General features: G+C 41.0%; 20 protein-coding genes and 1 CRISPR repeat array. Of the genes, 9 read left to right on the top strand and 11 right to left on the bottom strand.

The window, feature by feature from the left end; translation table 11 throughout:
• Window positions 1-72 precede the first annotated feature (72 nt).
• The 3 genes from IQ276_RS34145 to IQ276_RS34135 all read right to left on the bottom strand — a co-directional run bounded on the left by IQ276_RS34145 (window position 73) and on the right by IQ276_RS34135 (window position 4,883).
• Window positions 73-2,565, bottom strand: coding sequence for a CHAT domain-containing protein (locus IQ276_RS34145; protein WP_235116209.1), 2,493 nt, complete (start codon window positions 2,563-2,565; stop codon window positions 73-75).
• A 300-nt stretch (window positions 2,566-2,865) separates the two neighbouring features.
• On the bottom strand, window positions 2,866-4,341 hold the full coding sequence (locus IQ276_RS34140; protein WP_228043575.1) for an NF041680 family putative transposase: 1,476 nt from the start codon (window positions 4,339-4,341) through the stop codon (window positions 2,866-2,868).
• Between the two features lie 278 nt (window positions 4,342-4,619).
• A complete protein-coding gene (locus IQ276_RS34135; RefSeq protein WP_193920024.1) occupies window positions 4,620-4,883 on the bottom strand; it encodes an AbrB/MazE/SpoVT family DNA-binding domain-containing protein in 264 nt (87 codons plus the stop codon).
• A gap of 536 nt (window positions 4,884-5,419) precedes the next feature.
• Between IQ276_RS34135 and IQ276_RS34130 the strand changes: the two genes are divergently transcribed.
• The 3 genes from IQ276_RS34130 to IQ276_RS34120 all read left to right on the top strand — a co-directional run bounded on the left by IQ276_RS34130 (window position 5,420) and on the right by IQ276_RS34120 (window position 7,120).
• Entirely contained in the window at window positions 5,420-5,788 is a 369-nt protein-coding gene (locus tag IQ276_RS34130) for a type II toxin-antitoxin system HicB family antitoxin (RefSeq protein ID WP_193920026.1), read from the top strand.
• A gap of 133 nt (window positions 5,789-5,921) precedes the next feature.
• Window positions 5,922-6,839, top strand: coding sequence for a hypothetical protein (locus IQ276_RS34125; RefSeq protein ID WP_193920027.1), 918 nt, complete (start codon window positions 5,922-5,924; stop codon window positions 6,837-6,839).
• The gene (locus tag IQ276_RS34120; protein ID WP_228043284.1) at window positions 6,836-7,120 is read left to right on the top strand and encodes a hypothetical protein; all 285 of its coding nucleotides are present in this window, start codon (window positions 6,836-6,838) and stop codon (window positions 7,118-7,120) included. Before IQ276_RS34125 ends, IQ276_RS34120 begins: the two co-directional genes overlap by 4 nt.
• 170 nt (window positions 7,121-7,290) lie before the next feature.
• Here IQ276_RS34120 and IQ276_RS34115 read toward each other — a convergent pair whose 3' ends face one another.
• From IQ276_RS34115 to IQ276_RS34100, 4 genes are all read right to left on the bottom strand, one after another.
• On the bottom strand, window positions 7,291-8,637 hold the full coding sequence (locus tag IQ276_RS34115) for a DUF1822 family protein (RefSeq protein WP_193920028.1): 1,347 nt from the start codon (window positions 8,635-8,637) through the stop codon (window positions 7,291-7,293).
• A gap of 2 nt (window positions 8,638-8,639) precedes the next feature.
• Window positions 8,640-10,022, bottom strand: coding sequence for a hypothetical protein (locus IQ276_RS34110; RefSeq protein ID WP_193920029.1), 1,383 nt, complete (start codon window positions 10,020-10,022; stop codon window positions 8,640-8,642).
• A gap of 105 nt (window positions 10,023-10,127) precedes the next feature.
• Window positions 10,128-11,240: a non-hydrolyzing UDP-N-acetylglucosamine 2-epimerase gene (wecB, locus tag IQ276_RS34105; protein ID WP_193920030.1), complete on the bottom strand. Its 1,113-nt coding sequence runs from the start codon at window positions 11,238-11,240 to the stop codon at window positions 10,128-10,130.
• Between the two features lie 706 nt (window positions 11,241-11,946).
• Window positions 11,947-12,321 carry a hypothetical protein gene (locus IQ276_RS34100; RefSeq protein WP_190882871.1) on the bottom strand — a complete coding sequence of 125 codons (375 nt, stop codon included), beginning with the start codon at window positions 12,319-12,321 and terminating at the stop codon, window positions 11,947-11,949.
• 730 nt (window positions 12,322-13,051) lie between these two features.
• Between IQ276_RS34100 and IQ276_RS34095 the strand changes: the two genes are divergently transcribed.
• The 3 genes from IQ276_RS34095 (at window position 13,052) to IQ276_RS34085 (ending at window position 15,365) form a co-directional block, all read left to right on the top strand.
• The gene (locus tag IQ276_RS34095) at window positions 13,052-14,344 is read left to right on the top strand and encodes a type IV pilus twitching motility protein PilT (RefSeq protein WP_190882870.1); all 1,293 of its coding nucleotides are present in this window, start codon (window positions 13,052-13,054) and stop codon (window positions 14,342-14,344) included.
• Between the two features lie 78 nt (window positions 14,345-14,422).
• Window positions 14,423-14,605 (top strand): hypothetical protein, encoded by a 183-nt coding sequence (locus IQ276_RS34090; RefSeq protein ID WP_235116208.1) that lies wholly within the window; start codon window positions 14,423-14,425, stop codon window positions 14,603-14,605.
• Window positions 14,598-15,365 carry a circadian clock KaiB family protein gene (locus IQ276_RS34085; protein WP_193918692.1) on the top strand — a complete coding sequence of 256 codons (768 nt, stop codon included), beginning with the start codon at window positions 14,598-14,600 and terminating at the stop codon, window positions 15,363-15,365. Before IQ276_RS34090 ends, IQ276_RS34085 begins: the two co-directional genes overlap by 8 nt.
• 252 nt (window positions 15,366-15,617) lie before the next feature.
• Window positions 15,618-16,877: direct repeats of the CRISPR family, unit length 37 nt; unit sequence ATTGCAATTAATCAAAATCCCTATTAGGGATTGAAAC.
• A gap of 104 nt (window positions 16,878-16,981) precedes the next feature.
• On the opposite strand, the gene glgA is transcribed toward IQ276_RS34085, so the two are convergent.
• From glgA to IQ276_RS34070, 3 genes are all read right to left on the bottom strand, one after another.
• The gene (gene glgA / locus IQ276_RS34080) at window positions 16,982-18,433 is read right to left on the bottom strand and encodes a glycogen synthase GlgA (protein WP_193918691.1); all 1,452 of its coding nucleotides are present in this window, start codon (window positions 18,431-18,433) and stop codon (window positions 16,982-16,984) included.
• Between the two features lie 135 nt (window positions 18,434-18,568).
• Window positions 18,569-19,540, bottom strand: a complete 972-nt coding sequence (gene hemC / locus IQ276_RS34075) for a hydroxymethylbilane synthase (protein WP_193918689.1) — start codon at window positions 19,538-19,540, stop codon at window positions 18,569-18,571.
• A 413-nt stretch (window positions 19,541-19,953) separates the two neighbouring features.
• On the bottom strand, window positions 19,954-20,376 hold the full coding sequence (locus tag IQ276_RS34070) for a lysozyme inhibitor LprI family protein (protein ID WP_193918687.1): 423 nt from the start codon (window positions 20,374-20,376) through the stop codon (window positions 19,954-19,956).
• A gap of 1,119 nt (window positions 20,377-21,495) precedes the next feature.
• Between IQ276_RS34070 and crtR the strand changes: the two genes are divergently transcribed.
• Window positions 21,496-22,560 carry a beta-carotene hydroxylase gene (crtR, locus tag IQ276_RS34065; protein ID WP_190882863.1) on the top strand — a complete coding sequence of 355 codons (1,065 nt, stop codon included), beginning with the start codon at window positions 21,496-21,498 and terminating at the stop codon, window positions 22,558-22,560.
• Window positions 22,561-22,762: 202 nt separating this feature from the next.
• Here the strand turns inward: crtR and IQ276_RS34060 are convergent, their stop codons facing one another.
• Window positions 22,763-23,362, bottom strand: a complete 600-nt coding sequence (locus IQ276_RS34060; protein WP_373690615.1) for a sterol desaturase family protein — start codon at window positions 23,360-23,362, stop codon at window positions 22,763-22,765.
• Between the two features lie 675 nt (window positions 23,363-24,037).
• Between IQ276_RS34060 and IQ276_RS34055 the strand changes: the two genes are divergently transcribed.
• Together IQ276_RS34055 and IQ276_RS34050 are read left to right on the top strand one after the other, a co-directional pair.
• Window positions 24,038-25,009: a YegS/Rv2252/BmrU family lipid kinase gene (locus IQ276_RS34055; protein WP_193918684.1), complete on the top strand. Its 972-nt coding sequence runs from the start codon at window positions 24,038-24,040 to the stop codon at window positions 25,007-25,009.
• 209 nt (window positions 25,010-25,218) lie between these two features.
• The gene (locus IQ276_RS34050; protein WP_235116207.1) at window positions 25,219-26,769 is read left to right on the top strand and encodes a metallophosphoesterase; all 1,551 of its coding nucleotides are present in this window, start codon (window positions 25,219-25,221) and stop codon (window positions 26,767-26,769) included.
• Window positions 26,770-26,924 lie beyond the last annotated feature (155 nt).

Genomic DNA, 26,924 nt, shown 5'->3' with positions numbered 1-26,924 from the left:
AAACTAATCGCCAATAGACACCACCAAAATCCACTCTAAACTCTTTTCCTTCCCTCTGCGCCTCTGCGTGAACTAAGATTCACCAATCAACGTAAAAGCCGCCCAATTAACAGGCTGAGGATGCTTCTTCATAGTAATCAGCATCGCATTGCGTAACGCCGCCGCCTTATCAGGATTTTTCTCCCATTGCTGATAAAATTCCGTCATTAATTCTGACGTAGATGAATCAGGAACTTTCCACAAAGAGACAATCACACTAGACGCGCCAGCCGTAATCAAAGAACGAGATAATCCAACCACACCATCACCAGTAATTGCACCTCTACCAGTGTCGCAAGCGCTTAACACCACTAACTCTGCGTTGATTTTTAAATCGACAATTTCCGCAGGGGTAAGTAAACCGTCATCGTTACTAGTGGGTGCAAGAGCGATCGCACTTGGTATACTCTTATCAGCATCATCCAACAATCCATGCGTTGCTAAATGAATAATCCTGGCAGAAGATAACTTTTGTTTGAAAGCCGCTTTTGTTGCATCTTTACCAGTAATAGCTTTAATTTTGAATAAATTAGCAATAGTTAATGCTTCCTTTTCTGCACCCAAAAGAGGGTCAAGTTGCACAGGTGGAATCCCAACTTTTGGCATTGTCGGATTGCCCATAACTAACACATCTTTACCTGTCACCTTTTGGCGTTGCTGATGTGTCAAATCTAAAACTTGAATAGCTGGTGCAGTTAAGATAGTGTGTTTTTCAATCAGGTATTTGCCATCTTTATCTTGCAGTGCAACGAAGGGAACTAAAAACAGCGAATCGTGAGGGATGAAGATAACGTGTTCATCTGGGTTAGTCGGGAGAAGAGAGGCGATCGGTTCAATTAATACCTCATATAACTTCTGCAAGTTTTGTTTTTTAGTAGATTCATTTTTGGGTTCTACCTTAATACCCCGACCCCCAGCACCAATAGATAGACGGCTTTTGTTTACTAGTTGTGCAAGTGGTGTCTTTAATGATTTAAGGTCTACTTGTTTAAAGGCAATTTTGCCAGTTGGTTTTATCACCCAGATATATAAATTTGATTCATTAACTGAATATTCAACAAGCGTGGCATTTTGTGCTTTAGCAGTTTGCTGAATTTGCTCAATATTAGGTGGTTTGATAGCTTGTTGATTGTCGATATTTCCAGATATCTTGGAGGCTAATAACTCAATAAAGGCTCTAGCTCGACCTCGTTCAGATATTTCCAATGCTGTGTTAGTTTTATTTTGAGCAATTAAGACTCGTTCTAGAAACCGATAAGTTTGAGGTTGGATTTCAAAAATTGATATTTTTTGGTCGTCCGATAATGTTTTTGTTCGCAGAGATTCCAAAACCTCGATAGCAGCAAATAAGGTTTTTTCTGCATCTGCATACTGTCCCAGATTGTCGTAAATTAGCCCAATATTGTTGAGAGTTCTGCCTTCACCTGCTGTGTCACCAATTTGTTTGCGAATCGCTAAGGCTTGCTGATAGAACTCTAAAGCCTTGGCATACTGTCCCAGATTGCTGTAAACTACCCCAATATTGTTGAGAGTTGCGCCTTCACCTGCTGTGTTACCAATTTGTTTGGCGATCGCTAAAGCTTGCTGATAGAACTCTAAAGCCTTGGCATACTGTCCCAGATTGCGGTAAACTGCCCCAATATTGTTGAGAGTTATGCCTTCACCTGCTGTGTCACCAATTTGTTTGCCAATCGCTAAAGCTTGCTGATAGAACTCTAAAGCCTTGGCATACTGTCCCAAACTGAAATAAACTCCCCCAATATTGTTGAGAGTATTCCCTTCACCTGCTGTGTCACCAATTTGTTTGGGAATCGCTAAAGCTTGCTGATAGAACTCTAAAGCCTTGGCATACTGTCCCAGATTGTCGTAAATTAGCCCAATATTGTTGAGAGTATTCCCTTCACCTGCTGTGTCACCAATTTGTTTGCGAATCGCTAAGGCTTGCTGATAGAACTCTAAAGCCTTGGCATACTGTCCCAGATTGCTGTAAACTACCCCAATATTGTTGAGAGTTGCGCCTTCACCTGCTGTGTTACCAATTTGTTTGGCGATCGCTAAAGCTTGCTGATAGAACTCTAAAGCCTTGGCATACTGTCCCAAACTGAAATAAACTCCCCCAATATTGTTGAGAGTATTCCCTTCACCTTCTGTGTTACTAGTTTGTTTACGGATTGCTAAAGCTTGCTGATAGAACTCTAAAGCCTTAGCATACTGTCCCAGATTGCGGTAAAGTACCCCAATATTGTTGAGAATTGTGCCTTCACCTGCTGTGTCACCAATTTGTTGGAAAATCGCTAAAGCTTGCTCAAAAGTCTTTAACGCTTCTCGAAACTGGCCTTTATTTAATTGTTGAAGACCTAATTCATTTAGCCGCAATGCTTCATCCCTGTGTTCTTGCGTTGTTTGCGCTTGTGCAGTTAGGGTAGTTTGCACATTTCCCCTTATCTGTGATTCAGCAACGCCTACAGGTAAAGACAGGCAAAGCACTAAAGTAGCAATAGAGAGGGATTTGAGACGGTAATGCACGAGAAGCAGTCCTTCAAGCGGGTGAGAGTAAATTACTCGCTAATTCTCTATATCTCTCATGCTTTAGGAGGTTATGCAAAAAATTTTGTATCACTTAATTCAAGGTATTGTGACTTCGCAGGTAGTTAGCCCCTGGGAGCGTTTCACAAATTTCTCATCAAATGTATATAATTGGACTTTGGACAAAAAGAAGTTTGTTCGCGAGTCACACTCGCGAACAAAAAACTAGTCATCAGAAATTACCCCAGTTATTTTACAAACTGAGTCAGACTGAGTTAAACGCCTAAAGCCTAAGAAAATTTATGCGGCTTTGACTTTAGCGAGTGTTGATTTTGACTTCTTCTTGACAACAGGATGCTTAGTTCGTTGTGTTTGAACTTGACCTTGAACTCGACCGATGGAATTTCCTCTGGTTTTGGGAGAACGAGCGGGTGTACCAATCTCTGAAATAATTCTCTGAAAATCGCGTTGCACTACACTTGGAGTGGCAATTTTATCATTGTTTTGTTCTAAATAACGCTCCCATGGCCTGGGTAAGTGTGTTGCTAACTCCCTTGCCGCCCACAACTGTACGTAAGCTAGGATTACTAAATGTATCCAATTTTCCTCATGCAAAACATCTGGAGTTTGAAACTGCGTCATCAACAAACGCTGCTTGCTAAATCGCAGCATGTGTTCAATATCAAACCTTTGTCTATAGCAATGGTTTGCAACCGTAGGTGAGATTTCTCCACGTTGCTCACCTATGACAATTAACCACATTGGTTTCCAGAGAGATTGATTAGTATCATCAGTCACATGAATTCTGAGCAGAGTAAAAGGATGACAATACATTTTTTGGTGCTTGGTTCCCCTCATCAACATTTGATGCCAAGCGAGTATGGTGATGTTTAAAAGACGACCCTTACAGGTTGTCTGCTGAATTTGTGTTGTCTCGTCGGGAGAGTGCCAAGTTTCAACATCAGCTAAATTAAACCGTTCACCGTATTTTTTTGGACAACCACGTTTTTTCTTTGACTCATCAACGGGTGGAGATTGGTAGAAAATTCGATTACTACGAACTCTGGCTATCACTACCACATTTTTGTGTTTGGATTGGTCAAACAGAAATGAACGCTGACTATAGGCGCTATCTGCTACTAAGACGCACAATTTTTCCTGCCAGGGCAGTGATGAATCAGACATTACTGAGGAAATTTGTTCACTACCCACATCAACACCAGTTTTATCAAGTGATACCCTTTCTCCTGATATTGGTATTGACCAAGGGGCGGCATTCCCAGTTTCTTTCTCTGGTAAGATAGAAAGTATCGAATAAGAATGACCAATATTAATCGGTTTGTTACCCTTGATAGTATTTGGCTGGTAAATATACCCACGTTCAGCTAAAGTCCTCGCGTAAGGACGCGGATGCGGTGTTGTATCAAGAGCGAATAAGTAAAAAGGGCGTTGTTGTGGTTGCTTAATTAACTCAGATACCACCCTAATTAAGTTATTGGGTTTTTCTTGTTCTTCTTGTTCTTCTTCTTCATTGTTCTTCTCCTGAATATTTGTATTAAATGATTTTTGAATTGCTTTATAAATAGAATTATAGCTTCTGGGAAACAAAGGACTTAAAGATAACTCCGCAATTGAATTGGCTCCCGTATTACCCGCAAGCGCATCCAACAAATCCATACAGGCGTCGCTACATGAAGAAAAACAGTTGTAAATTTTTTGTCTAAAATCTTGAAATTGCGCTATTAATTGATTGTTATTAAATTTTGGCATAGCCATCAGTATTTACCCAAAGATACTTTGTAGTTGATATTACTATTTGTTGGGGGTCTGATGGCTATGCTTTTTTCTGCTCGTCACTATAAACAAGATTAATCATTCATTTATTCGCGAGTCACACTCGCGAATAAACTTCTTTTTGTCCAAAGTCCAATATATAAATGAGTATAATTTTGAGACTGGGCAAGATGAAAATCTGATAACTCTGAAAAATTTGCAGACTTTTTTGGTACTGTAACTCGTCATCTTGAGTCAACAGCCGCACAATAATATTAGTATCAACTGCAATCATGCCATGATTCCTCTACACCTTGACGGATGGCATTTTCCATATCTTCCAGAGTCTTTGGCGTGCCGTGATATTTCAAACACCCAGCAACATCATTTAAAGTGGTTTCAGGAAATAATTTCTTTGGTTTCAAGAGAATACCATCACCCATTTCAACTACTATTAATTCCTGTCCTACTTCCCAACCATAAGCTTTTCGCAATGCTTCAGGAATAATTACTTGCCCTTCATTAGATAGTTTTGTAGTTTCCATTGCAGCAACAAAGCAGAAAAAACAGCGATAACACAAGTATTATATAGATTTTCCGACTTGTGTGTATACCATAGCCTTCAAGGAGAGGGGCTGGAGGTGAGGTCAAAATCCTCTACATCGAACTCACGTTAAAATTAATGAGCCAGTACGTTCCTGCCGTCATCAAGTTTTAAACTTCTCAATCAAGTTTTGAACTCCTAAATCAAGTTTTGAACTCCTAAATCAAGTTTTAAACTCCTAAATCAAGTTTTGAACTTCTAAATCAAGTTTTAAACTCCTAAATCAAGTTTTGAACTTCTAAATCAAGTTTTAAACTCCTAAATCAAGTTTTGAAATTATAAATTAGCTTCAGAATTCGTAAATTAGGTTTTGAATGCAAAAATAGAGCTTCAATCTTATAATACTCTTATTATCAACAATTTTCGTCAAATTTGGTTGAATTTCTTTCACTATCGTGTGATTCGATAACTTGTGTGTACACCGTAGTACACTGTAGAGCATTATGATGGTAAAGGAGAATCTAGCATCCCTGGTCAATGAATCTACTAGCCGTCACAAGTTTGAATAGGCTGTCTCTTCATATTCTGATTGAACAGGCATCATCGGGGCATTTTATCGCATCAGTGCCAGAGTTGCCTAATTGTGTGGCTGAAGCTGAAAATCGTTCAGATGCGTTCCCCTTTGGGGTTGCCGTTCGCGCAGCGTCTCGTAGAGAAGGCATCGCATCTGTACAGCAGCAAATCAAAACTAGACTAGCAAATATTGAGGTGCTGACGCTAGAAGTAGTAAATAATCCCTGGACAGATTTTATTGGGATGTTTAACGGAGATGATGACTTTGCAGATATAGCTCAAGAACTGCGTAGTGAGCGCGAGTTAGATATACAGTGTATTTCAGGTAAATGAAGTACACGGGTAGGGGCACAGCCATGTTCCCTACGATTATCTGTACCTCACGCCTGTTGCAATCTCCTGTAGTTATTGATTGTTTTGATACACTACAAAAGCTAGATCGATTGACAAAGATAATTAACAAAACATGACACGGTTTCCCTATGACCAATTTGCAAAAGATTATCTAGAAGAATTATTACAACCATTGGGTTCAGTGCAAGTTCCTCGGCGAGTCGCAGGGGAAGTCAGAGAAATAGATGTTTGGTTTGCACCAGATACATCACAACCTGTAACAGAAGTCTCTAAACTGGGATTACTAGGTCGGTTTGCCACTAAACCTGCGATTTTTGAACCTTTCCGCAATGCCGCAACTGCCACAGAAATTTGTAATTGCTTGTTAAAGTTGTTAGAAATACGGGGTGAATATGAACGCGAAGCTAATCGCAATCAACAACGATTAGAAGAGAGTAATTTACCAAGATTATGGATATTGTCTCCGACTGCTTCCCAAGGGATATTAGATGGATTTGCAGCTATAGTTGATGAAGAGAACTGGTTAACTGGAGTCTATTGTTTACCCAAATACTTGCGAACAGCAATAGTAGCAATTCATCAATTACCCAGAACTAGAGAAACTCTCTGGTTAAGAATTCTTGGTAAGGGAAAAGTTCAGCAACAAGCTATTGATGAAATCGAGGCACTTCCAGAAGATGAACCTTTACGCGCTAGAGCGCTAGAGTTATTGTATAGCTTGAAAATAACCTTAGAAGTCAGTCAGAATTTAGATACTGAAGATAGGCAGTTAATTATGCGATTATCACCTCTTTATACCCAAAAGTTAGCAGAAGCAACAGAGCAAGGAGTTCAGCAAGGAGTTCAGCAAGGACAGCGTGTAGTTGTAGAAAATTTACTCAAAGCTCGTTTTGGTGAATTAGATGAGCAATTATCTGCAATTGTTGAGCCTTTATTATCATTACCACCTGAACAATTTAGTCCTTTGCTACTCCAATTATCACAATTATCTCGTGAGGAATTGTTAACAAGGTTCGCTGAACAGCCATGATGATAAAGTTAGAAGATAGGCAGTTAATTATGCGATTATCACCTCTTTATACCCAAAAGTTAGCAGAAGCAACAGAGCAAGGAGTTCAGCAAGGAGTTCAGCAAGGAGTTCAGCAAGGACAGCGTGTAGTTGTAGAAAATTTATTCAAAGCTCGTTTTGGTGAATTAGATGAGCAATTATCCGCAATTATTGAGCCTTTATTATCATTACCACCTGAACAATTTACTCCTTTGCTACTCCAATTATCTCGTGAGGAATTGTTAGCAAGGTTTGATGATTAGATATAAATAGTACCGTATGAGCCTTTTTGTGTTAGATACGGTTCAGGCTCAGATCCCCGACTTATTCAAGAATTCGGGGATCTTTTTGTTCAGGATTGCTATATAAAAAGGAGAGTTGGTTTGATGATGAGTAATATAATCACCCGTTACCAAAAATGTAACCAGAGAAACTAAAGCGATCGCCCCGGATAAAATGCAAATGGAGGTAAGGTCAATTCCATACCATCCATTAAACTCACACTCACCAGAAATTTCTCATCCCAACCACCAACCACACGAGTAAACAAATAAGAATCTCCCTGTTCTTGATTTGTCCCCTGTTCTAATAAAATGCTCGTTTGGTCACTCACTCGCATTTTTAAATGTGAAGGTAAAGCATCATGTGAAGCTGTACCTAACACTAACAATAATGTCCATAAATGGCTGTCTGATTCAGATAATATATGCCAAGTGACTGCATATAGCCGCAGAGTAATTCCTGCTAATAGTAAATCGTGATAAGCACCCCGCGCTTGGGAGGGAATTTCTACACCTCTGTGCTGAAGTTGGGTGATAATTGCCTGGAATTCTTCTGTAGGACTTCGCATTGCCGCAGCCGGTGTCAAACTAGGTAACAGCACCCATGAAAATGCCTGGCCTAATTCATCTAATTCATCCCACAACCAACGTCCAACATTGAGGGCTGGCTGTGTCAATAATTTGAGTAAATCTTTTAAGTTTGTTTTGGGTGTAGACTTGTTCGCTTGCTGCAAATTGTAAATCCAATTGAGTAATTCTGGATTAGTCAAAACAGCACTTCCTTGTTCCCAAGTCAACACTTCCCAAAGTTCACGTTGAGGCGATCGCAACTGCGGTAATAATGTAGCTAACTCACCTTCCATTGTCGATAATAACTGAGTCGATTTGCCCTTGACATTTGGTAAAGTTAATGCTTCAGACTTTAAACAACGCAAATATAACAACAAGCGGTTTGGTTCATCTTCAAACCAACTCAAAGGTATTTGATAAGTCCAGTCTGACTCAGGCTGTAAGTTAGCTCTTACCTGATTTTCTATTAATTTTTGATAGGAGATAAACCCAGAAATTACGGCAGATTCTTGTTCTTCTAAAACTTCTACCAATACATAAAAATGAGGAACATATTCTGGTAAATCTACGACTACTTTAGGTAGAGTCACTTCTAAATCAGTGAGGCTACCAGTGGGAATTAGACAGAGTTTAAATTCACCAACTTGCAAATTGGCAACAGCAGCGATCGCATTTGCCAGTGGTGGCTGCAAAACTGTACATTTTTCCCGATTAATAGTTAAATACTCGGCGCGTTCTTCTAGCCATTGTTCAAAAGCCAATAGCGCCAGAGCATTAATATAAGTCTGCCACTGCCGAGATGTAGTGGGAATTTGCTGACTCAGTTCTACTGCCTGATTTATTTGGTTAGAGGAGAGAGTAATTGTTTCTGTAGCCAGAACTTCAAAGTCTAGCTGTAGCTGAGGAATGTTACTTGATAAATTTTTCATATCTACTCATTTATTGTATCGAGATAACGACATAGTTGCTGAGAAAAAAGATTGTTGACTACACTACTCTTAGGCGTTTGAGATGAAATTTTTGCATCTCTAAATACTGTAGAAATCTGTTCATCCAGGGCAGATGATATCTGATTTTCTAGGGTTTGGAGATGTTCTGGATCATAGTAATTTTTTGCCAAATCAAGGACGCGATCGCGCAATATTACCAAAAGCTGTTGTTGCACATCAGCACGAAATTCCTTAAGTTTTAACAAGCGAGTTACTGCATCCTGTGCCCTTAATCCTAACCGACTAGCAATTTCTGTCATCGGTATTTGTTGACAGTGAACTAGCTGGAGCGCTATCAGGAATTTTTTGGCTTTATCTCCTTTTTTTCCTTGTAGTTGTTTCACTCGTAATGTAATCACCAAAGCTAACGCTTGGTCTAAACAAGCTAGGAATTGAGGACGATATAATTGCAAAAACTCCGCTTCCTCGTCTTCATTTTCTCCAGCATTGGTAACATCAAGATTCAGAATACTTTCTCTACCCACCACATCTATGGATGTTGTTGGTAAAGAACCACCCCGCACATGAATTCGATACTGTCGCAACAAAGAAGCAAGCTTTTGTAATTGTGTCATCACAGTTTCATTTTTGAGCATTTGACCGCTTTGACTTTGGATATTTAAAGCAATTTCTTGTAGTTGCTGCGTAGTGGGTGGGAGACATTTTCCCCCAATACCTAAAGAACGTTGTTGTAGCCTTTGTGCGCGATAAACAAGGTGGTAACTTTCTAAAAAGATGACGAAATATTCAATTTCTCTAGGCGTTAACGAGTAAAATTCCCTGAAAATTCGCTCTAGCTGTTTAGGTCTAGTATCATTGAGAATTGCCCAGTCACTCACAAGATATAATCCTGATTCCAGCAAAAATTGATTCAGCGCCGGATATTGTTTTACCTTTGTCGTTGTCCAGGTTGTGAGACTACTTTGATCTGGGTCAAAACTGTGCAAAATTTTTCGAGAAAGACATTCATAAGAACCAGTTGGTTCTAATCTGCCATCATCATCTAGGACATAAGGCAGTAAATCACTGCAACTAAAACCATGAGCAGTCCCAAAATTGGTTTCTAATTGTAAGCAAACTTGCTCAATTTGCCAAGATATAAAACAGAGTAGACAACGCTGGGCTAGCAAGCATCTATCAGCAGGAGCATCCCGCGATAATTGCAGCAGTTGGAGTTGAATTTCTGCGTCTGGGACATCATTATTATCTGCCTTTGCTGAAAACACATCAGCGAAAAACGCTTTAGCCGGAGTAATTTCCTGCACTTGCCGCCCTCCGGCAGCATCAATTTTCACTAGTTGCCAATATCGTGATGCTACACCCATAGATATTTGAACTCAACCATCAACAGCAGTATTGCCTGACATTCATTCTTAACTCCAGACTCACTGATCTTATGCAGTTTTAGCTTCCTAAATTGATGTCGGTAATCAAACACCCAAGTAATTTTGGACAATCTGCAAAATGCGCTCTGCTGCATGACCATCCCCAAAAGGATTAATCGCATTTGCCATTGCTTCATAGGCCGTTTGGTCACTGAGTAATTCGCTAGCAGCTGCAAAAATATTTTCACTCTCAGTTCCCACAAGTTTAGCGGTACCGGCTGTAACAGCCTCTGGTCTTTCTGTGGTGTCTCTCAAAACTAGTACTGGTTTGCCCAAGCTGGGGGCTTCTTCCTGCAATCCACCAGAATCGGTAAGCAAAAGATGCGATCGCCCAATTGCTCCCACCAATTGCCCATAATCGAGAGGTTCTGTCAAGAAAATTCGCGGATGATTTCCTAAAAGTTGCTGCAATGGTACTCGCACTGTCGGATTGCGGTGTAATGGTAAGAGCATTGCTGTATCAGGAAACTTGTCTAAGATTTGTAAAAAGCCAGCAGCGATCGCTTCGAGTGGTTCTCCCCAATTTTCCCGACGATGCACTGTTGCCAACAAAACGCGATATGAACCCCAATCTAAACCTGGTACATTACAGCTGACTTGGGTTGCAGCAACATTCAATAACGCATCGATTACCGTGTTACCAGTCAAGTGAATTTCACCTAAAACACCAGAACGGTGCAAATTTTCTACAGCCCAAGGAGTTGGCGCAAAGTGCAACTGAGTAATTTGAGAAATCAACCGTCGATTAGCCTCTTCTGGGTAAGGATTGAGTATATCATCAGTTCTTAACCCTGCTTCTACATGACCAACAGGAATTTTTTGATAAAAAGCTGCCAAAGCTGCGGCAAAAGCCGTGGTAGTATCTCCCTGAACCACAACTAAATCTGGCTTTTTTTGCTGAAATAATGCTTCTAACCCTTGTAAACTGCGACAGGTAATATCATTTAAAGATTGCTGAGTCTGCATAATTTCCAAGTCATAATCTGGCTTGATATTAAACAGTTGCATGACTTGTTCAACCATTTCACGATGCTGTCCAGTTAGAATTACTTGCGACTCAAAATCTGAACACTTTTGGAAAACCTGAATCACCGGAGCTAGTTTAATCGCTTCCGGACGAGTACCCAAAATAATGCAAACCTGCTTTTTATTAGTCATTTGTCGGTTGTAATTTGTCAAAGGCTATGGTCAATGGTCTATCGTCAATAGTCAATAGTTAATGGCCAATCATCACAAAAACCATAAATATCAAAGTATAAATCATACAAAACATGAAAAAACCCGGCTTAACCGGGCAAATGCAATAGACCTCTTGCATAAATCAAAAATAAAGAACCCCACCCCGCATTTGAGCTCCCCTCCCCGCAAGCCTACGGGTGTATACACAAGTGCTTTCTGCAAAGGTTTCAAGCCTTCTAGACCCAATAAATTGTCATTACGAGTGCAGCGGTAGTCCTCAATAAAGGGCACAGCAGTGCTGTGCCCCTACGAAAGATGTGGTTTTTAAATCACCCATGTTTGGTATTTCCTGTCAATGCGTAATACCATTTCACGAAAACCTTGATATGGGTAGATTTATCGTAGGGGCACGGCACTGCCGTGCCCTTACTAACTTGTGTGTACACCGTAGCCCCGCAAGCTGCTCGGGGTTGGGGGTGGGGTGTTAGGGACTTTTGCAAGAGACTCCATGAGCTGCGTTCACAAGGAACAATGAAAATTTCTTTTCCCAACTCCCCACTCCCAACTCCCCATTTTCAAGGCAGGTCTAATGACTAGATTTTGATCTCACCATAAAATCAATAAAACATGAAAAAACCCGGCTTAACCGGGCAGACGCACTGTTTGTCGAATTTAATTGCAAAGACTACATTTTAATCTCACAAGTTAAAGGGCAAGCAGCGTATACAGTAGTCTGCGTTTGGTCTGCCTCTCCATGCAGCCAGCTTAACCACTTAACTTCGCTAGGATGAACTCCTTTAAGAGTTAGCACACCCGCAGCAAATACAACTGCCATGACATTGAACATCACTAAACCGCCTGCAACCAGCAAAACAGCACTAACAGGCATTACAGATTGCAAAACAATCGACAACAGACATCCGACCGTAGCCATCAAAACAACTAGTGGAAAACCGACAACCAGCAAGCATACTGCCAATGTGAAAGTCCATATTAAAAAGCTTTTAATCATCATCAAGGAGTAGGTCTTTCCTAGATTAGAGCTCTGAGCCGAAACCATGACTTTTCCTCCCAAAAATACACAGCAAGTTTTAATTTTCAGCTTTTTCTCGCTTTTTGCGAATAAACTGAATGTTTTAGTGAAGTTCAGTATATAAAACCTAATCAGGAAAATGAGCATTTATTTACTAAACTTTACAGTTAATTTTTTGTAATTATGAATGTAAAGTCAAGTTGCTTTTTATTCAAAAAGCTTGCTTTCTACATCAGTCTTAAGGCATAGAAGCTAAAAGACATAAGCTTTCAAGCTTGATCCCCAGCATATGATTCCGAGTCAGCTTAACATTTCTTATAATAATCAGCACTTCTTCTCATAATTGAGATATCCGCTGAATTCATGAACTGCTAATCTTTGTGTTGCTAATTGCTAGCAATTAAACTCCATAGTTGCGATAAATTTCTCATTTAATAGAATTAGAATATTTACTTTATATTTTTTAGTAGTATATAAAACTATTTACTCTAGAATATTTACTGAGGTAATCTGTGGACTTACATGTGTTAAACCAGGTTATACAGGCTAAATAGTTTTTATAAAACTTCTGAATAGTCAAATTGCCGACAAAAAAGATACAAGTCGAGTTGGATGAAGTGTATTGACCGTGGTTTTAGAATTTCAATCGCCTTGCATTACCGTTAGGGCTTGCACCCCAGCGCCTTTCAGAATTCGTCTCAGAAAGCGACTTGACTTCTCGCTAATTCAATTTGTTAACTGCCAAATGTGAAGATATATGACAGAATCACAGTCTCCATTAAGTTCTAACTCTGCTGCCGGACGTAACCTGCCACCAGCCCCACCAGCCCCACCACCGCCACCACCAGGAATGAGTACCCAGCGTCAGATGACACAAACATTGGATATGAGTGCTAACTCTCCTGCTGTTAACTCTGCGCCTGTTGCAGGTCATCGTCCGGGTACACCACCGCCAATACCTAGTTCAGCTCGCCCGAAAAGTAGCCCTCCAGGACTGACTTTAGCGCAGATTATCAGGGAAGCTTACGATCAAGGATATTCTGATATTCACTTGGGCGTAGGTGAAGTACCCCGTTTCCGCAACCGAGGAGAAATTCAACCAACAGATTATCCAGAAACGGATAAAGAGAGTTTGATGAGTTGGTTGAGGGAGGTGATGACTGAGGCAGAAATTCAACGCTTTGAAGAACACTTAGAATTTGACGGAGCAACTCAGTACGAATTTGCTCGTGTGCGGATTAACGTCTTTGGCTCCCTGAAAGGTCCTGCAATGGTATTGCGGTTGATTCCGTTGAAAATCTTAACTATGGAACAGTTGAGATTACCTCCAGTTTTTCGGGATATTTGTCATCACCACAAAGGCTTAATTTTGGTGACCGGGCCGACTGGTTCTGGTAAGTCCACAACAATGGCGGCGATGATTGACTACATCAATAAAGAGATGGCTAAGCATATCATCACCATTGAAGACCCCATAGAATTCGTCCACCAAAGCCGTAAGTCCTTAGTCAAACAGCGGGAGGTGGGAATGCACACCCGGAAATTTGACAACGCTTTGAAAGCAGCCTTACGGGAAGACCCAGATTTGATTCTGGTGGGGGAAATGCGGGATAAAGAAACAGTCAACACCGCCCTCAAAGCCGCTCAAACTGGTCACTTGGTAATGGGAACCTTGCACACCAATAGCGCTGTCAAAACCATTGAGCGGATACTCAACCTCTACTCTGGTGAAGAACAGGATGCCATGCGGGTGGCAATTTCTGAGTCTTTAGTCGCAATAATCGCCCAAGGTTTGTGCCGGACAACAGACGGGAAGCGGGCTGCTTTCCACGATGTGCTGATTAACACTGAGGCAATCAAAGAATGGATCAAAGATGGCAAATATGATGAAATTGGCGAACTGATGAAACAAGCCAGCTTTGACGGCATGATCACTATGAATCAGTCATTGCTGAATCTCTATCAAGACGGTCGCATTACTGAAGAAACTGCCTTGGAAATGTCACCAACTCCTAACGAAATGGCGCAGTTTCTCCGAGGTCGGGTTTAGGAGTGGGGAGTGGGGGAGATGAGGGGGATGAGGGGGATGAGGGGGATGAGGGAGACGCGGGGACGCGGAGAATAACCAATGCCCAATGCCCAATCCCCAATACCCAATGCCCAATCCCCAATGCCCAATCCCCAATCCCCAATCCCCAATCCCCAATACCCAATCCCAAATATCTTCGTCTTCCTGGTTGCGGTTATCGCTAAGGTAAAAGGTAAAAGAGAAAGTTTTTTACCTTTTAGTTCCTTAGCCTCCTGTGAATAACTTGACGACAAACAAACTATCTACACCCCAGTTGTTCAAAGGCATTGCGCTATTTACACCTGGAGGAGATTTAATTTACTGCATCGACCCTAGCAAGCAAGGTCGATGGCATTTGCATTTGTGTTCTGCTTTGCAGGAAATTCTAGATTTACCAGAGCCACCACATTTTTTAGTGCCTTGTTATACTGCGACTATTGACCACTGGTTAGATCCGCGTACTCAACAAGTGCGAACTTTTGCTGAGGCTTATCCGGCTGTAATTAAATATCAATCTTTGCTGAATGCCATTTTTGGTACAGGGGAGCTAGTATGGCAAGCAGCTCCTTGGCAGGATGGATTGTGCGATCGCATGGTCTTAACAACTTATCATTCCTCATTCCCCCAACTTTGGGAAGATCACGACTTAATTGTACGTTTAGACCTTTCTGAACCTGTGCCAAAATATCACAAACCGGTGATAGCACAAAAAGAGCAATTAACAACACAAGGCTATGTCCTCCGCTTGTTTGTTGCAGGACATAGCGGAACTACTGAACGCATCCTTCAAAATCTACACGAATTCTTAGAGCGATCGCTCGGACACCCTTATACTTTAAAGGTGATTGATGTTTTAACTCATCCAGAACAAGCAGAAATTAATCAGGTTTCTGCTACTCCTACTCTTGTTAAGGTTTGGCCTCACCCAATTCGCCGAATCGTTGGAGAGTTGGATCATGTAGAAAAAATTTTACAGATGTTGGCTACCAAGGAAACATTTTAAGTTTTATCAGGATTTCTTTGCTAAGTGCGCGGATGGGTAGGTGTTTATGAGCGGGTGACTACAAAAATGGCTCAATTGCCCTCTGTGTAAGAACTTGAAGCCACTAGTATCTTTAAATCATCCGCGCTCCTTACTGAGCTTAGCTTTCAGCGATTTGTATCTAGTAAAATCACAAGTTCTTGTGTTATGATTTTCCCATCCGCGCAACAGAACCTTGAAAACCAAATATCACAGTACTTTCAGGCGACAGCAATTGCAATTAATCAAAATCCCTATTAGGGATTGAAACCAAAGCAAACGCACTAGGAACTCTAGAAGACTTCATTGCAATTAATCAAAATCCCTATTAGGGATTGAAACGGAGATAGCGGACAGGCAAGTTCACACGTTTATCATTGCAATTAATCAAAATCCCTATTAGGGATTGAAACCTGGAGCGATCGCGTACACTGATGCTAACTGATCGTTTGAGATTGCAATTAATCAAAATCCCTATTAGGGATTGAAACACTTTGATTAGTCAATAATGTGACCCGAATAGATTATTGCAATTAATCAAAATCCCTATTAGGGATTGAAACCAAAAAAGCCCAAGCCCAAGTTAGCAAACTGTATCATTGCAATTAATCAAAATCCCTATTAGGGATTGAAACAGAATGATAACTTCTAAATCGGAATCTGCGGAATATTGCAATTAATCAAAATCCCTATTAGGGATTGAAACAATTACCTGCCTCCTTAGAAACTCCAGGAAATCACATTGCAATTAATCAAAATCCCTATTAGGGATTGAAACATAGATAATACGCCTAACAGTCAGCCCCAGGCTATTGCAATTAATCAAAATCCCTATTAGGGATTGAAACCTCTTTGTTTGCAATTGTGCATATTCACCATGAAATTGCAATTAATCAAAATCCCTATTAGGGATTGAAACATGCAAATGCTTTTTGGACAACTCGATCAGAAGATATTGCAATTAATCAAAATCCCTATTAGGGATTGAAACCTTGCTGTACTTCTCTTTAGCGTCCGGGTTCTCTTCATTGCAATTAATCAAAATCCCTATTAGGGATTGAAACATTGTAAGCTTTAGCAAGTCCCGCACCAGCAGCAATTGCAATTAATCAAAATCCCTATTAGGGATTGAAACTTCTTTCTCATTAATAGACTTCCATTGGTTATCAATTGCAATTAATCAAAATCCCTATTAGGGATTGAAACAATTTTGCCTTCGCTTATTGACATTATCCAATAAAAATTGCAATTAATCAAAATCCCTATTAGGGATTGAAACGAGATCGCTGCCTTTATTGCTAAAAACTGTATTGATTGCAATTAATCAAAATCCCTATTAGGGATTGAAACGGCAAAGAAAGTGACAGGTCTGAAGCTGCCACAAATTGCAATTAATCAAAATCCCTATTAGGGATTGAAACAAATAAGTCATGGCTGGGTGATGCAGAGCGGCAAAAATTGCAATTAATCAAAATCCCTATTAGGGATTGAAACGACAAAAAAATATTCTCTAATGGCAAACAAAAAACTCGCGATCGCATTTTTCAGGTTAATTTAATGTGTGAAGGATGCGATCGCGAGTCACAAAAAGTAGTTATCTAGGGGGTTGAAGAATTACTAGTGGCCACTGCCTCGTTTAAAACTAACTCTGGTTGTGGTGTTTCCTCTTCTTCTTCTGGCAAGCCGTAAATTGACCTGTACAATTTCACGTACTGCTTAGCAGATTGATACCAGCTAAAGTCTTCACTCATACCCCGTTTTTGTAGTTCTTGCCATTGGGGTTTGAAACGGAAGCCTTCCCAAGCCCGAATCATACAGGTGAAAAGGTCTAGCGGTTCGTAGCGGTCAAAACAGTAACCGGTGCCTGCTACATTTTCGGGGTCGTGGTGTGTTACGGTGTCAACTAATCCACCTGTGCGGCGGACAATGGGGACGGAACCATAACGCAAGGCCATCATTTGGCTAATACCGCAAGGTTCAAAGCGGCTAGGCATCAAGAATGCGTCGGTGCCGGCGTAGATGCGGCGAGACAAGGCATCATTATACAGTAGATAAGTTGCCATGCGTCCGGGAAAGCGAGATGCTAATTGCCACATCTGAGTTTCATAGTAGCGATCGCCTGTCCCTAACAGTACAAACTGTGCGTCTGTATAGGAAAGAAAGCGATCGAGAATTTGCAATATTAAGTCGATGCCTTTTTGTTCTACTAATCGCGTCACAATCCCAATTAAAAAGGCTTTGGAATTGACTTCTAACCCTACTTCTTCTTGCAAAGCAATTTTGTTAGCCTTACGTTTATCTAAAGTATCAGCAGTAAATGTTTGGGCAATGTATTTGTCATTTTCTGGATTGTAAACTTCGACATCAATCCCATTGATAATCCCAGATAATTTACCGCTAATAAAAGACAACAAACCTTCTAACGTTTCACCATAAGTAGGTGTCTTAATTTGCTCTGCATAAGTGGGCGAAACTGTATTTACTTTATTGGCAAATTGCACCGCAGCTGCCATTGTGTTGTGTCCTTGCATATACCAAGGACACCAAGTAATTTTTTCTAAATACCAACGCCACGGCCCTTGATAAGCTAAGTTATGAATCGTAAAGACAGTGGTGATATCAGGATCTTGGTGCATCCACACAGGAATCATTCCCGTATGCCAATCGTGGCAGTGAATAATATCTGGTTTCCAGTAATTCCAGGCAAACTCCGCTGCACCATTGGCAAACAAGGTGAACCGCCAATCTTCATCTTCTCCTGAGTAAATGCGGCGGGGCATGAAGGCAGGATGTCCGAATAAGTACAAGGGAACATCAGTACCAGGCAAAACGGCTTCGTAGACTGCAAAGTGCTGGAACATGGCATCTCCCCACCAAATAGGTTCTTTGGGAATCTCCATTTTGTCTGGCAAGAAGCCGTAGTAAGGCAGGAATATCCGTACATCATGCCCCATTGCTCTGAGGAATTTGGGCAATGCACCAACAACGTCGCCCATTCCACCTACTTTTGCAACGGGAGCTGCCTCTGCTGCAACAAATAAAATCCGCATGGTAAGTTTTGTTTCCCCGGTTCAGCATATTTACAGTTATCATGTATCCGCATATCAGTTTTTCGCTGTTTACTGGCTACTGATTACTGTTCATTGATTACTTAATTATCTAATCACATCCGCTTGTGCAATTCCTTAGGAACCGCGTTGAATCACCGCAAAAATTTCTTCTAAAATTTCTTGCGCTCCTTTTTCCCGCAACACATTTGCTAGTTGGGTGCCTACTGCTTCGGCTTTGTTGGCTTCCCCAGTGACGCTATCTTTTACGAGCTTTTGACCATCTATACTGGCGACTATGCCTGTTAAAGTCAATTGTTCGCCAGAAATTTCTGTATTTACGCCAATAGGTACTTGACAACCGCCCTCTAAATCGCGTAAAAAAGCTCTTTCTGCGAGACAGCGATCGCGTGTTGGGGGATGTTCGATGGCTTTGAGCAGGGAAATTAATTCACTATCATCGGCACGGCATTCGATGCCTAAAGCGCCTTGTCCAACGGCGTGGAGGGAGATTTCTTGGGGTAAAATTTGATGAATGCGATCGCTCATTTCCAATCGTCCTAACCCTGCTGCTGCCAAAATCAAGGCATCATATTCACCTGCATCCAGTTTTGCCAAGCGTGTAATCAAGTTTCCCCGGACATCCTTAAAAGTAAAGTGGGGGAATCGATGGCGTAACTGTGCTAACCGCCGCAGTGAAGATGTCCCAATGACTGCACCCTCTGGCAAAGTCTCGATTTGTTTATCTTTGTGCTTTTCATGCACTACTAGGGCATCGGCTGGGTTTTCCCGTTCGGTAATTGCTGCCAGTGTTAACCCTTCTGGTAAGTTAGTCGGCAGATCTTTGAGGGAATGAACTGCAAAGTCAATGTCGCCATTGAGCATTCCCAACTCAAGTTCTTTAGTAAAAAGTCCTTTATCGCCAATTTTGGCTAATGCTACATCCAAGATTTTGTCGCCTTGGGTAGACATGGTGTGGACTTCAAAAGTGATATCAGGATAGCTTTTTTGGAGTTGCTCTTGTACCCAGTAGGTTTGAACTAGAGCAAGTTGGCTTTTGCGTGAACCGATACGAATCGTGCGCGGAGGACTAGAAACAACTGAAGTCATAAAACAATATATCAAACCAGGCGATAAATTCACTCTCATCTAGACTACCGTAGTGAGTGACTTGTACCAATTTTGGACTTTAGATTTGGGATGAAAGGATTACAATTCTTTACTTTGTGAACTACATCAAGGTTGGCTGAGGCGACACTACCAGGCATAAAAGCGTAGCAAATATAACATATATTATTAGTGGTGATGCTTGTATTTAGAGTTAATCAAAGCCTGAAACGACCTATTTTACTGAATACATACCACGAGTAATTTGTACAGGGCGTAAGTCCTGAATTATTTAGCTAGGTTCAAACATCCTCTAAGGGACTTCCAGAAAATAAATTATCCGAAATTAGTTGTACATTTTTCGGGTAGCACAGCTGTGCTACCCTACTATGGAATATTTTTTTCCTTGGAAGTCCCTAACGATCGCTTTTAAGATATTCCTGTAATTGTTGGGTACGGTCTTTTGTAGTATTTTCCAGGCAACCAAAGTAAATTGTAGGGGCTATACTTCCACCCTCATATTCGCTTCTCTCAAACTCACAAGTGGTATCTCGAAACTTAATCCATGCTTGCTGTGCAGCAATCAATTTTTGTTTTCTAGTTCTGTCTAATTTAGGCACTAGTTGTTGATAAGCTGCGTTCAATTTTTTATCCGCATTCTGATAGGACAACCTACTGCATTCATTGATTTCTGTCTGAGTTTGAGCATTATTGCAGTTTAGCTTTTGAGCTAAATGCATTTTTGGTAAATCTGGCGTTGTGCTTGCTGTTATCGCACTGGAAACGTATGAACTGCTGAAAGTTAGTATATTTACCAGTAAAGGCAACAAATAGTACATTTTTTTACCTAATGCGTAATGATTTTGGCAATTTTAACCATTTTTCAATCGGTCAAATATCCAACACTACCAAGCCATGAACAAATTAAAGTTGGACAAAAGCCCTTGAAATCTCTAAACCTCATAATTTAGAGTCATGGTTGGTTTGTATACAGGGTAAGTTTTCACCTCGACTTTATCCTAGTAATAAGCATAAATCAGTTAATAAGTCAAGATTTTTAATTTAGGACTTATGTCGCAGCCACGGCTAGAAAGATGCTGGCTGCGTAGGTTTTAGGGAATTGAAGTATGCAGAGGCGATCGCCTCTGCATATACTTCTTGTAGAACTCAGCAAAAGGGACAAATTTTCCTTTGCCCTTTCTCTGCAAATGTGCAAAAATTACTTTTGCACGAGATATCGAGCAACTATAATTGGCAAATCACAATGAAAATACCTCATTCTCACCCTCTAATATCAAGACATGCCTCATTTACTCGTTCAAATTCAAGTCTAAGTATTTGAAAGTCTAGAAAATTCCAAAGCTTAGCTTTTTTAAGATCAATCCCATTTTATGGTATTGAATAAGAACTACTGCTGAAATAAAATCTGAAAAGTTGAATTTATCATTAAAAATTTAAACATCATAAGCAAATAACATATAAATTTTTCTGACAAGTATAATACTTGTGTCTAAAAGATTTATCTCATATATGAAATTACGGCAAAACTCTTGCGTTAATGAATCAAAAAACTGTATTGTTTATATTGTTGAGAATTGTTTCTCACCAAAGCAATAGGAAAACACAACTTCAGCATATGGAAAAAACATAGTCTTGGTAACGCGATAAATATTGATATCAAAGCAAAATATGTGTTCCGCTGCTGTTTAGATCATTAGTAATAGGACTAGCTCTAAAAACGAAAAATCAAATATCTTGTTAGTGCGTGTAGTATAGCAAAAAACTTCTATTTTTCCTACACTATACATTTGACAGTCCATCCTAATTTTAATAAAGAACAGTATCGGCTAGATTTTCAGGGTTTCATCTCTCTAATCGGGGCAAGAAATCTCTTCTGTGCTGGCTGAATTCGGGATTTCAAGCTCACTTTATCAAGGAACCGCGACCAGGAAAAAATTATGACCTCTTTAGATCCTAATTTTTTTGACATTCCAGCCAAAAGCCTAATCATCATTGACCCAGCTGTTGATGAGTATAAAAAGCAAAATGGCAATAATTTGGAAGTCACCTTAGAAGACGTAGTAAATAAAGAACTAGGAACAAAAATTGCATCCAAAGCAGACAAACTGCCGAAATTACCGCCCAAGGAACTTTTAGCGCCTCCTGGTGATTTCAATCCCACTCTGCTGCTATTTTTGGCATCGGTGGGAACATTGGTGTTATCTAACTTTGGTTATTGGCTTTGGCAATGGCCGGACTGGTTGTGCTTTACCGTTAATACTATTGCTTTGCATTGTGCTGGGACAGTAATTCATGATGCTTGTCATAAATCTGCCCACCGCGATCGCATAATTAATGCCATGCTAGGGCATGGTAGCGCCCTAATGCTAGGATTTGTCTTTCCAGTATTTACGCGGGTGCATTTGCAGCATCATGCCCATGTAAACCATCCCAAAGATGACCCAGATCATTATGTTTCCACAGGCGGACCACTGTTGCTAATTGCATTTCGGTTTTTGTACCATGAAGTGTTTTTCTTTCAGCGACGATTGTGGCGAAAGTATGAGCTATTGGAATGGTTTATCAGTCGTTTAATTGTTGTTGGAATTTTTTATATAGCAATTCAATATCATTTTTTGATGTACCTTCTCAATTTTTGGGTTGTACCTTCTGGGATAGTGGGGTTAATACTGGGCTTCTTTTTTGATTATCTACCCCATCGTCCTTTTAGGGAACGCGATCGCTGGAAAAATGCTCGTGTATATCCCAGCCCGATTCTTAATATCCTAATTTTGGGACAAAACTACCATTTAGTTCATCATTTATGGACTTGTATTCCCTGGTATAAGTATCAATCTACATACTATTTGATGAAGCCTTTATTAGATGAAAAAGGCTGTTATCAAACTTCAGGATTACGACAAAAGAAAGACTTTTTAGAGTTTATCTACGATATTTTTGTAGGAATTCGCTTTGGTCATGAAACAACGAAAAAGAAAGATGAATCACAAACTACTGAATAGGCTGTACTCCACAGACATTGCAATACTGTTCGGTTAAGCAAGAGACACGATAAATCGCCATCTCTACAAAGAATTGATTGTTGTAGAGACGGCGATTTACCCTTGTCTTTGTCATGTAGTCATTTGTTATTTGTCCTTTGTTGCTTCTAACCAATAACTAATGCCCAATGACTAATGACTAATGCCCAATGCACAATGACTCCTATGTGTCAGTTTGATTTTCATAATGAGGGTCTTCAGTACCAAGCAGCTTGTCCCAGAACGTAAAATACAAACCGTAGTGTACTTTATACTTTCGGTGATGTATTGAGTGATGCATAGAACCAATAAGCCACTTTCCAATCCAGTGGCTCTTAGATGAGGAAGGAAATACCTCAAATCCGAGATGGGTAAACACTGCCCACACTGTCATAGTTATAAGTGCGGCAACTAAGGTGATAAAATGTAGCGGAACTATGTAGCTTACACCTACAAAGAAAAGTGCTTGTACGATCGCCTCCGGAAAATCAAACGCCGAAGAACTCCAAGGCGTTGGTTCTCCCGAACGGTGGTGTCCATAATGCATCCATTTAAAAATTAGAGGGTGGTGAAACATCCGATGCATAAAGTAAAAGTATGTATCCTGGAGAATCAGCACCACAACAAAGCTAGCTACCAAATACCACAGCCCGTACTCCTGTAAATTAGTGTATAATAGCGTTGCTCCCGAAATATACTCTGAAATAATAAACGCTCCACAAATACCAAAAATCACTGCGGAGAGTACCGATAATTCAATATCCTTTCTAATGGAAGAATTCATCAACGGTTTCAAACGCAAACTCTTGTTGGCGAGAGACTTTCCCAGAACTGAATAAAAGAGCAAGTACGCTCCCCCAGCTATCAGAAAATATCGGGCAAGAGTGATAACGAAGAAGAAAAACCAATAATAGAAAAATGAGTGGTTCGTCAATTAGACCCGTCCGTAAAATTAATTTAGTGAAATGAAAGTGCTGATTATATCTACAATAGCTAAGCTTCACTTAATTTGTTAATCTACAAAATCCAGTGTTTATTTTACAATGCTAAGTGTTCAAACTATTATATATTTAGATTTCTTAATAGATTTTAACTTTGTTTTGTTGCATAGACACTAAACTTATAGCTATTTAGAAAAAATGGTTCTTGCTCAACTTCAATTTTAGTGAATTGCTTATTTTGTAATAAAGTTATAATTTCTTTCAGTCGTCCATTTATATCATGCACTCCAACAATAATTTGTTTGATTTGTAACCAGTACCGTTATTATATTTACTTACAAAATATCAAGCTCACTTGTTCTCACCTCTATTTTTAATATTCAAACAATGAGAAGACAGTTAAGGTTGATCGAAGACAGCTTCGTGCTGAATGCAATCAAGCCAGTAGAAGGAAGTCAAAATTTTACAAGAATGGTAAAAATGATATCTTAGTGATCCAAGCATACTTGTCATCCCCTATGAATCGTTCCGCTTGCCTGATCTTCAATCCAGTAGCGGGTCAAGGTGACCCAGAATTAGAACTGGCAGAAATTCGAGCAATATTAGAGCCAGAAATTGATTTAGACATTCATCTAACAACTGAGGAAATTGGTGCTGACGCCCTAGCGTATGCAGCAGTAGAGCGAGGGGTAAATGCGATCATTGCTTCGGGGGGAGATGGCACCCTCTCCGCAGCGGCGGCGGCAGTAGTCGGTACTGATATTCCATTTGGTATAATTTCTAGAGGTACAGCCAACGCCTTTGCCACAGCTTTAGGAATTCCTGACACGATCGCAGCTGCATGTCAGACAATTTTGCAGGGAGGAACCCGCAATGTAGACGTAGCCTATTGCAACGATCTTCCAATGGTACTATTAGTAGGTATTGGCTTTGAAGCTGAAACTGTAGAACTAGCAGACCGGGAAGCCAAGAATCGCTTTGGGATGATGGCCTACGTTTTAGCAGGAATTCAGCAATTAAGAAACCTACATAACTTTGATGTTGAAATTGAAACTGAGGACAGAATAATCAAAACCAGCGCTTGTGCAGTGACAGTTGCCAATGCCGCGCCTCCCACTTCAGTATTAGCACAGGGGCCATCAGGTCTGATTTATGATGACGGGCTACTAGACTTAACGATTGTAGCTCCAACAAGCAAAGCCGGAGCGATCGCCGCTACATTCCATTTATTTCAAACAGCTTCTACAGGCAACGCAGCAGAACGCGATGACATCGGTTACCTGCGAGCCAAACAATTTAAAATCACCACAGAGCCACCACAAAAAGTAGTTCTAGATGGCGAAATCATCGGCACAACACCGATAGAAGTTAAGTGCGTACCAGCAGGCTTAAAAATTTTTGTGCCACTAATAGAAGAAGTTGAACCTACAGAAAAACTAGAGGGACTCCCCAACTTGATTATTGAGATGAAAAATCCAGTAGAAGAGTAAGAGTATTGGGCATGGGGCATGGGGCATGGGGCATTGGAAGTGTGGGAGGTGTGTCCGGTGTGGGAGGATGGGGAAGAAATCTTTCCCCCTCTCTCCCCACACTCCCCCATCCCCCTCATCCCCCTTATCCCCCTCATCTCCCCCACTCCCCACTCCCCACTCCCCACTCCCCACTCCCCTCCAATTGAAGATTCAGGAGTTAGCTTGCATTGAAACTAGTATCCGATCCAGCTATTGCTAAAAAAATTCGCAAAATGAATCAGCGGGTACGATGGCAAGACCCGTTGATTGTGAAACGTAACATCGACCAAACTCGATTAGTGCTAGATGATGGTCATGCAGACGATTCCGAGTTTTCGTTTTTAGTTGTAGGTGATAGTGGTTCTGGAAACCATCAAGGGCAAAATCCCCAGCGACAGGTGGCTGAACTCATGCTGCCCCATCACAATGAATGTCGTTTCATGCTACACACGGGGGATGTGATCTATTTAGTGGGGTCGAGTGAGTACTACCAGCAGAACTTCATTCACCCTTACCGAGAGTTTATCTTGGGTGGAGAGCATCCCAGGAAAATTACTTATGACGAGATGGTTTTTAAGCTGCCAATTTTACCTGTGCCGGGAAATCATGATTATTATGACTTGCCGATTTTCTTAGGCTTAGCGTCCCTGACAACATTACCGATTCGTAAGCTGTTGCGATCGCGGTTAGATTTAGATGTGGGTTTGCATGGTTCAAGAACAGGTGACGCTTACGCACGGGCATTTTTAGACTATCTCCAGCTGTTCGATCTGCCAACAGAGTTAGAAGATCATTTAAATCGTTACTACACTGGCAAGACAGACACAGGTCGTTGTCTTCGCTATCAACCAGGGCATTTTACCCGCTTGCCTAATCGCTACTACACTTTTCGCTATGGCGGTATTGATTTCTTTGCGTTGGACTCTAATACATTTAACGATCCACCACCACTGCCGAAGACGAGGCAAGGTCAAGCAGATCGCAAAGTCTTGGAAAAACGTCGTCAGGATTTAGAGCAAGAAAAGCTGCAAATCATGGAAACCTCAGCGAAGCTAAATCCCAAAAACCCCAGGGAAGACGATAAGTTAGAGGACTTCCAAGCCAAGCTGTCGCAAATTGAAGAAATTATTGTTGATATCGATAAGCAACTAGTCACAGACCGACCAACCCAGACTGACATTGAACAACTTGAGTGGCTCAAGAACAGATTAATTGAATCTTGGAATACTAAGGAAGTTCGGGGACGAGTGATTTATTTCCACCATCCTCCTTATGTGACTGAGGCGACAAAGTGGGAACAAGCACAAACTTTGGCAATTCGCAACCACCTACGTGATGTTCTGGATGGAGTCGCTCAACAAATAGGTTCTCTAAATCAGGGGCGTCCTTTGGTCGATTTGGTATTGAATGGACACGCCCATTGTCTAGAATATCTGCAAACAATGGATACAGGACACGCTGATTCTCATATTCCCTGGGTTGTTTGTGGCGGGAGCGGGTTTAGTCTGCGACGCCAGCGGATTGAGGGAGCAGATTTGATGGAGCAAAATAGATTAGTAGCGCGATCGCATCTCTTCATTGGTCGTAATGGTCACGGTTCTCATAAGCGGCGTCCTTACTCAAGTTTACGCATAGATGTCAAAGGCGAAGGTCATCCCAAATTTATTGTTCGTCCCTTGGTTGCCGAATGGTATCAACGACAATGGCATAAACGGGAACTTGAACCGTTGGTAATTTAGGGAATGGGGAGTGGGGAGTGGGGAGTGGGGAATGGGGCATGGGTAAGAGGCAGAGGTGCAAAGGTGCGGAGGGGCAGAGGGGAAAGAGTCCAGGAACTTCTCCTCTGCTCCCCTGCTCCCTCATTTCCCCCACTCCCTACTCCCCACTCCCCACT

This window comes from Desmonostoc muscorum LEGE 12446 (genome assembly GCF_015207005.2).
Classification (GTDB): domain Bacteria; phylum Cyanobacteriota; class Cyanobacteriia; order Cyanobacteriales; family Nostocaceae; genus Nostoc; species Nostoc muscorum.
Note: the sequence above shows the minus strand (reverse complement) of the source record. Positions and strands in the feature narration are given on the sequence as shown.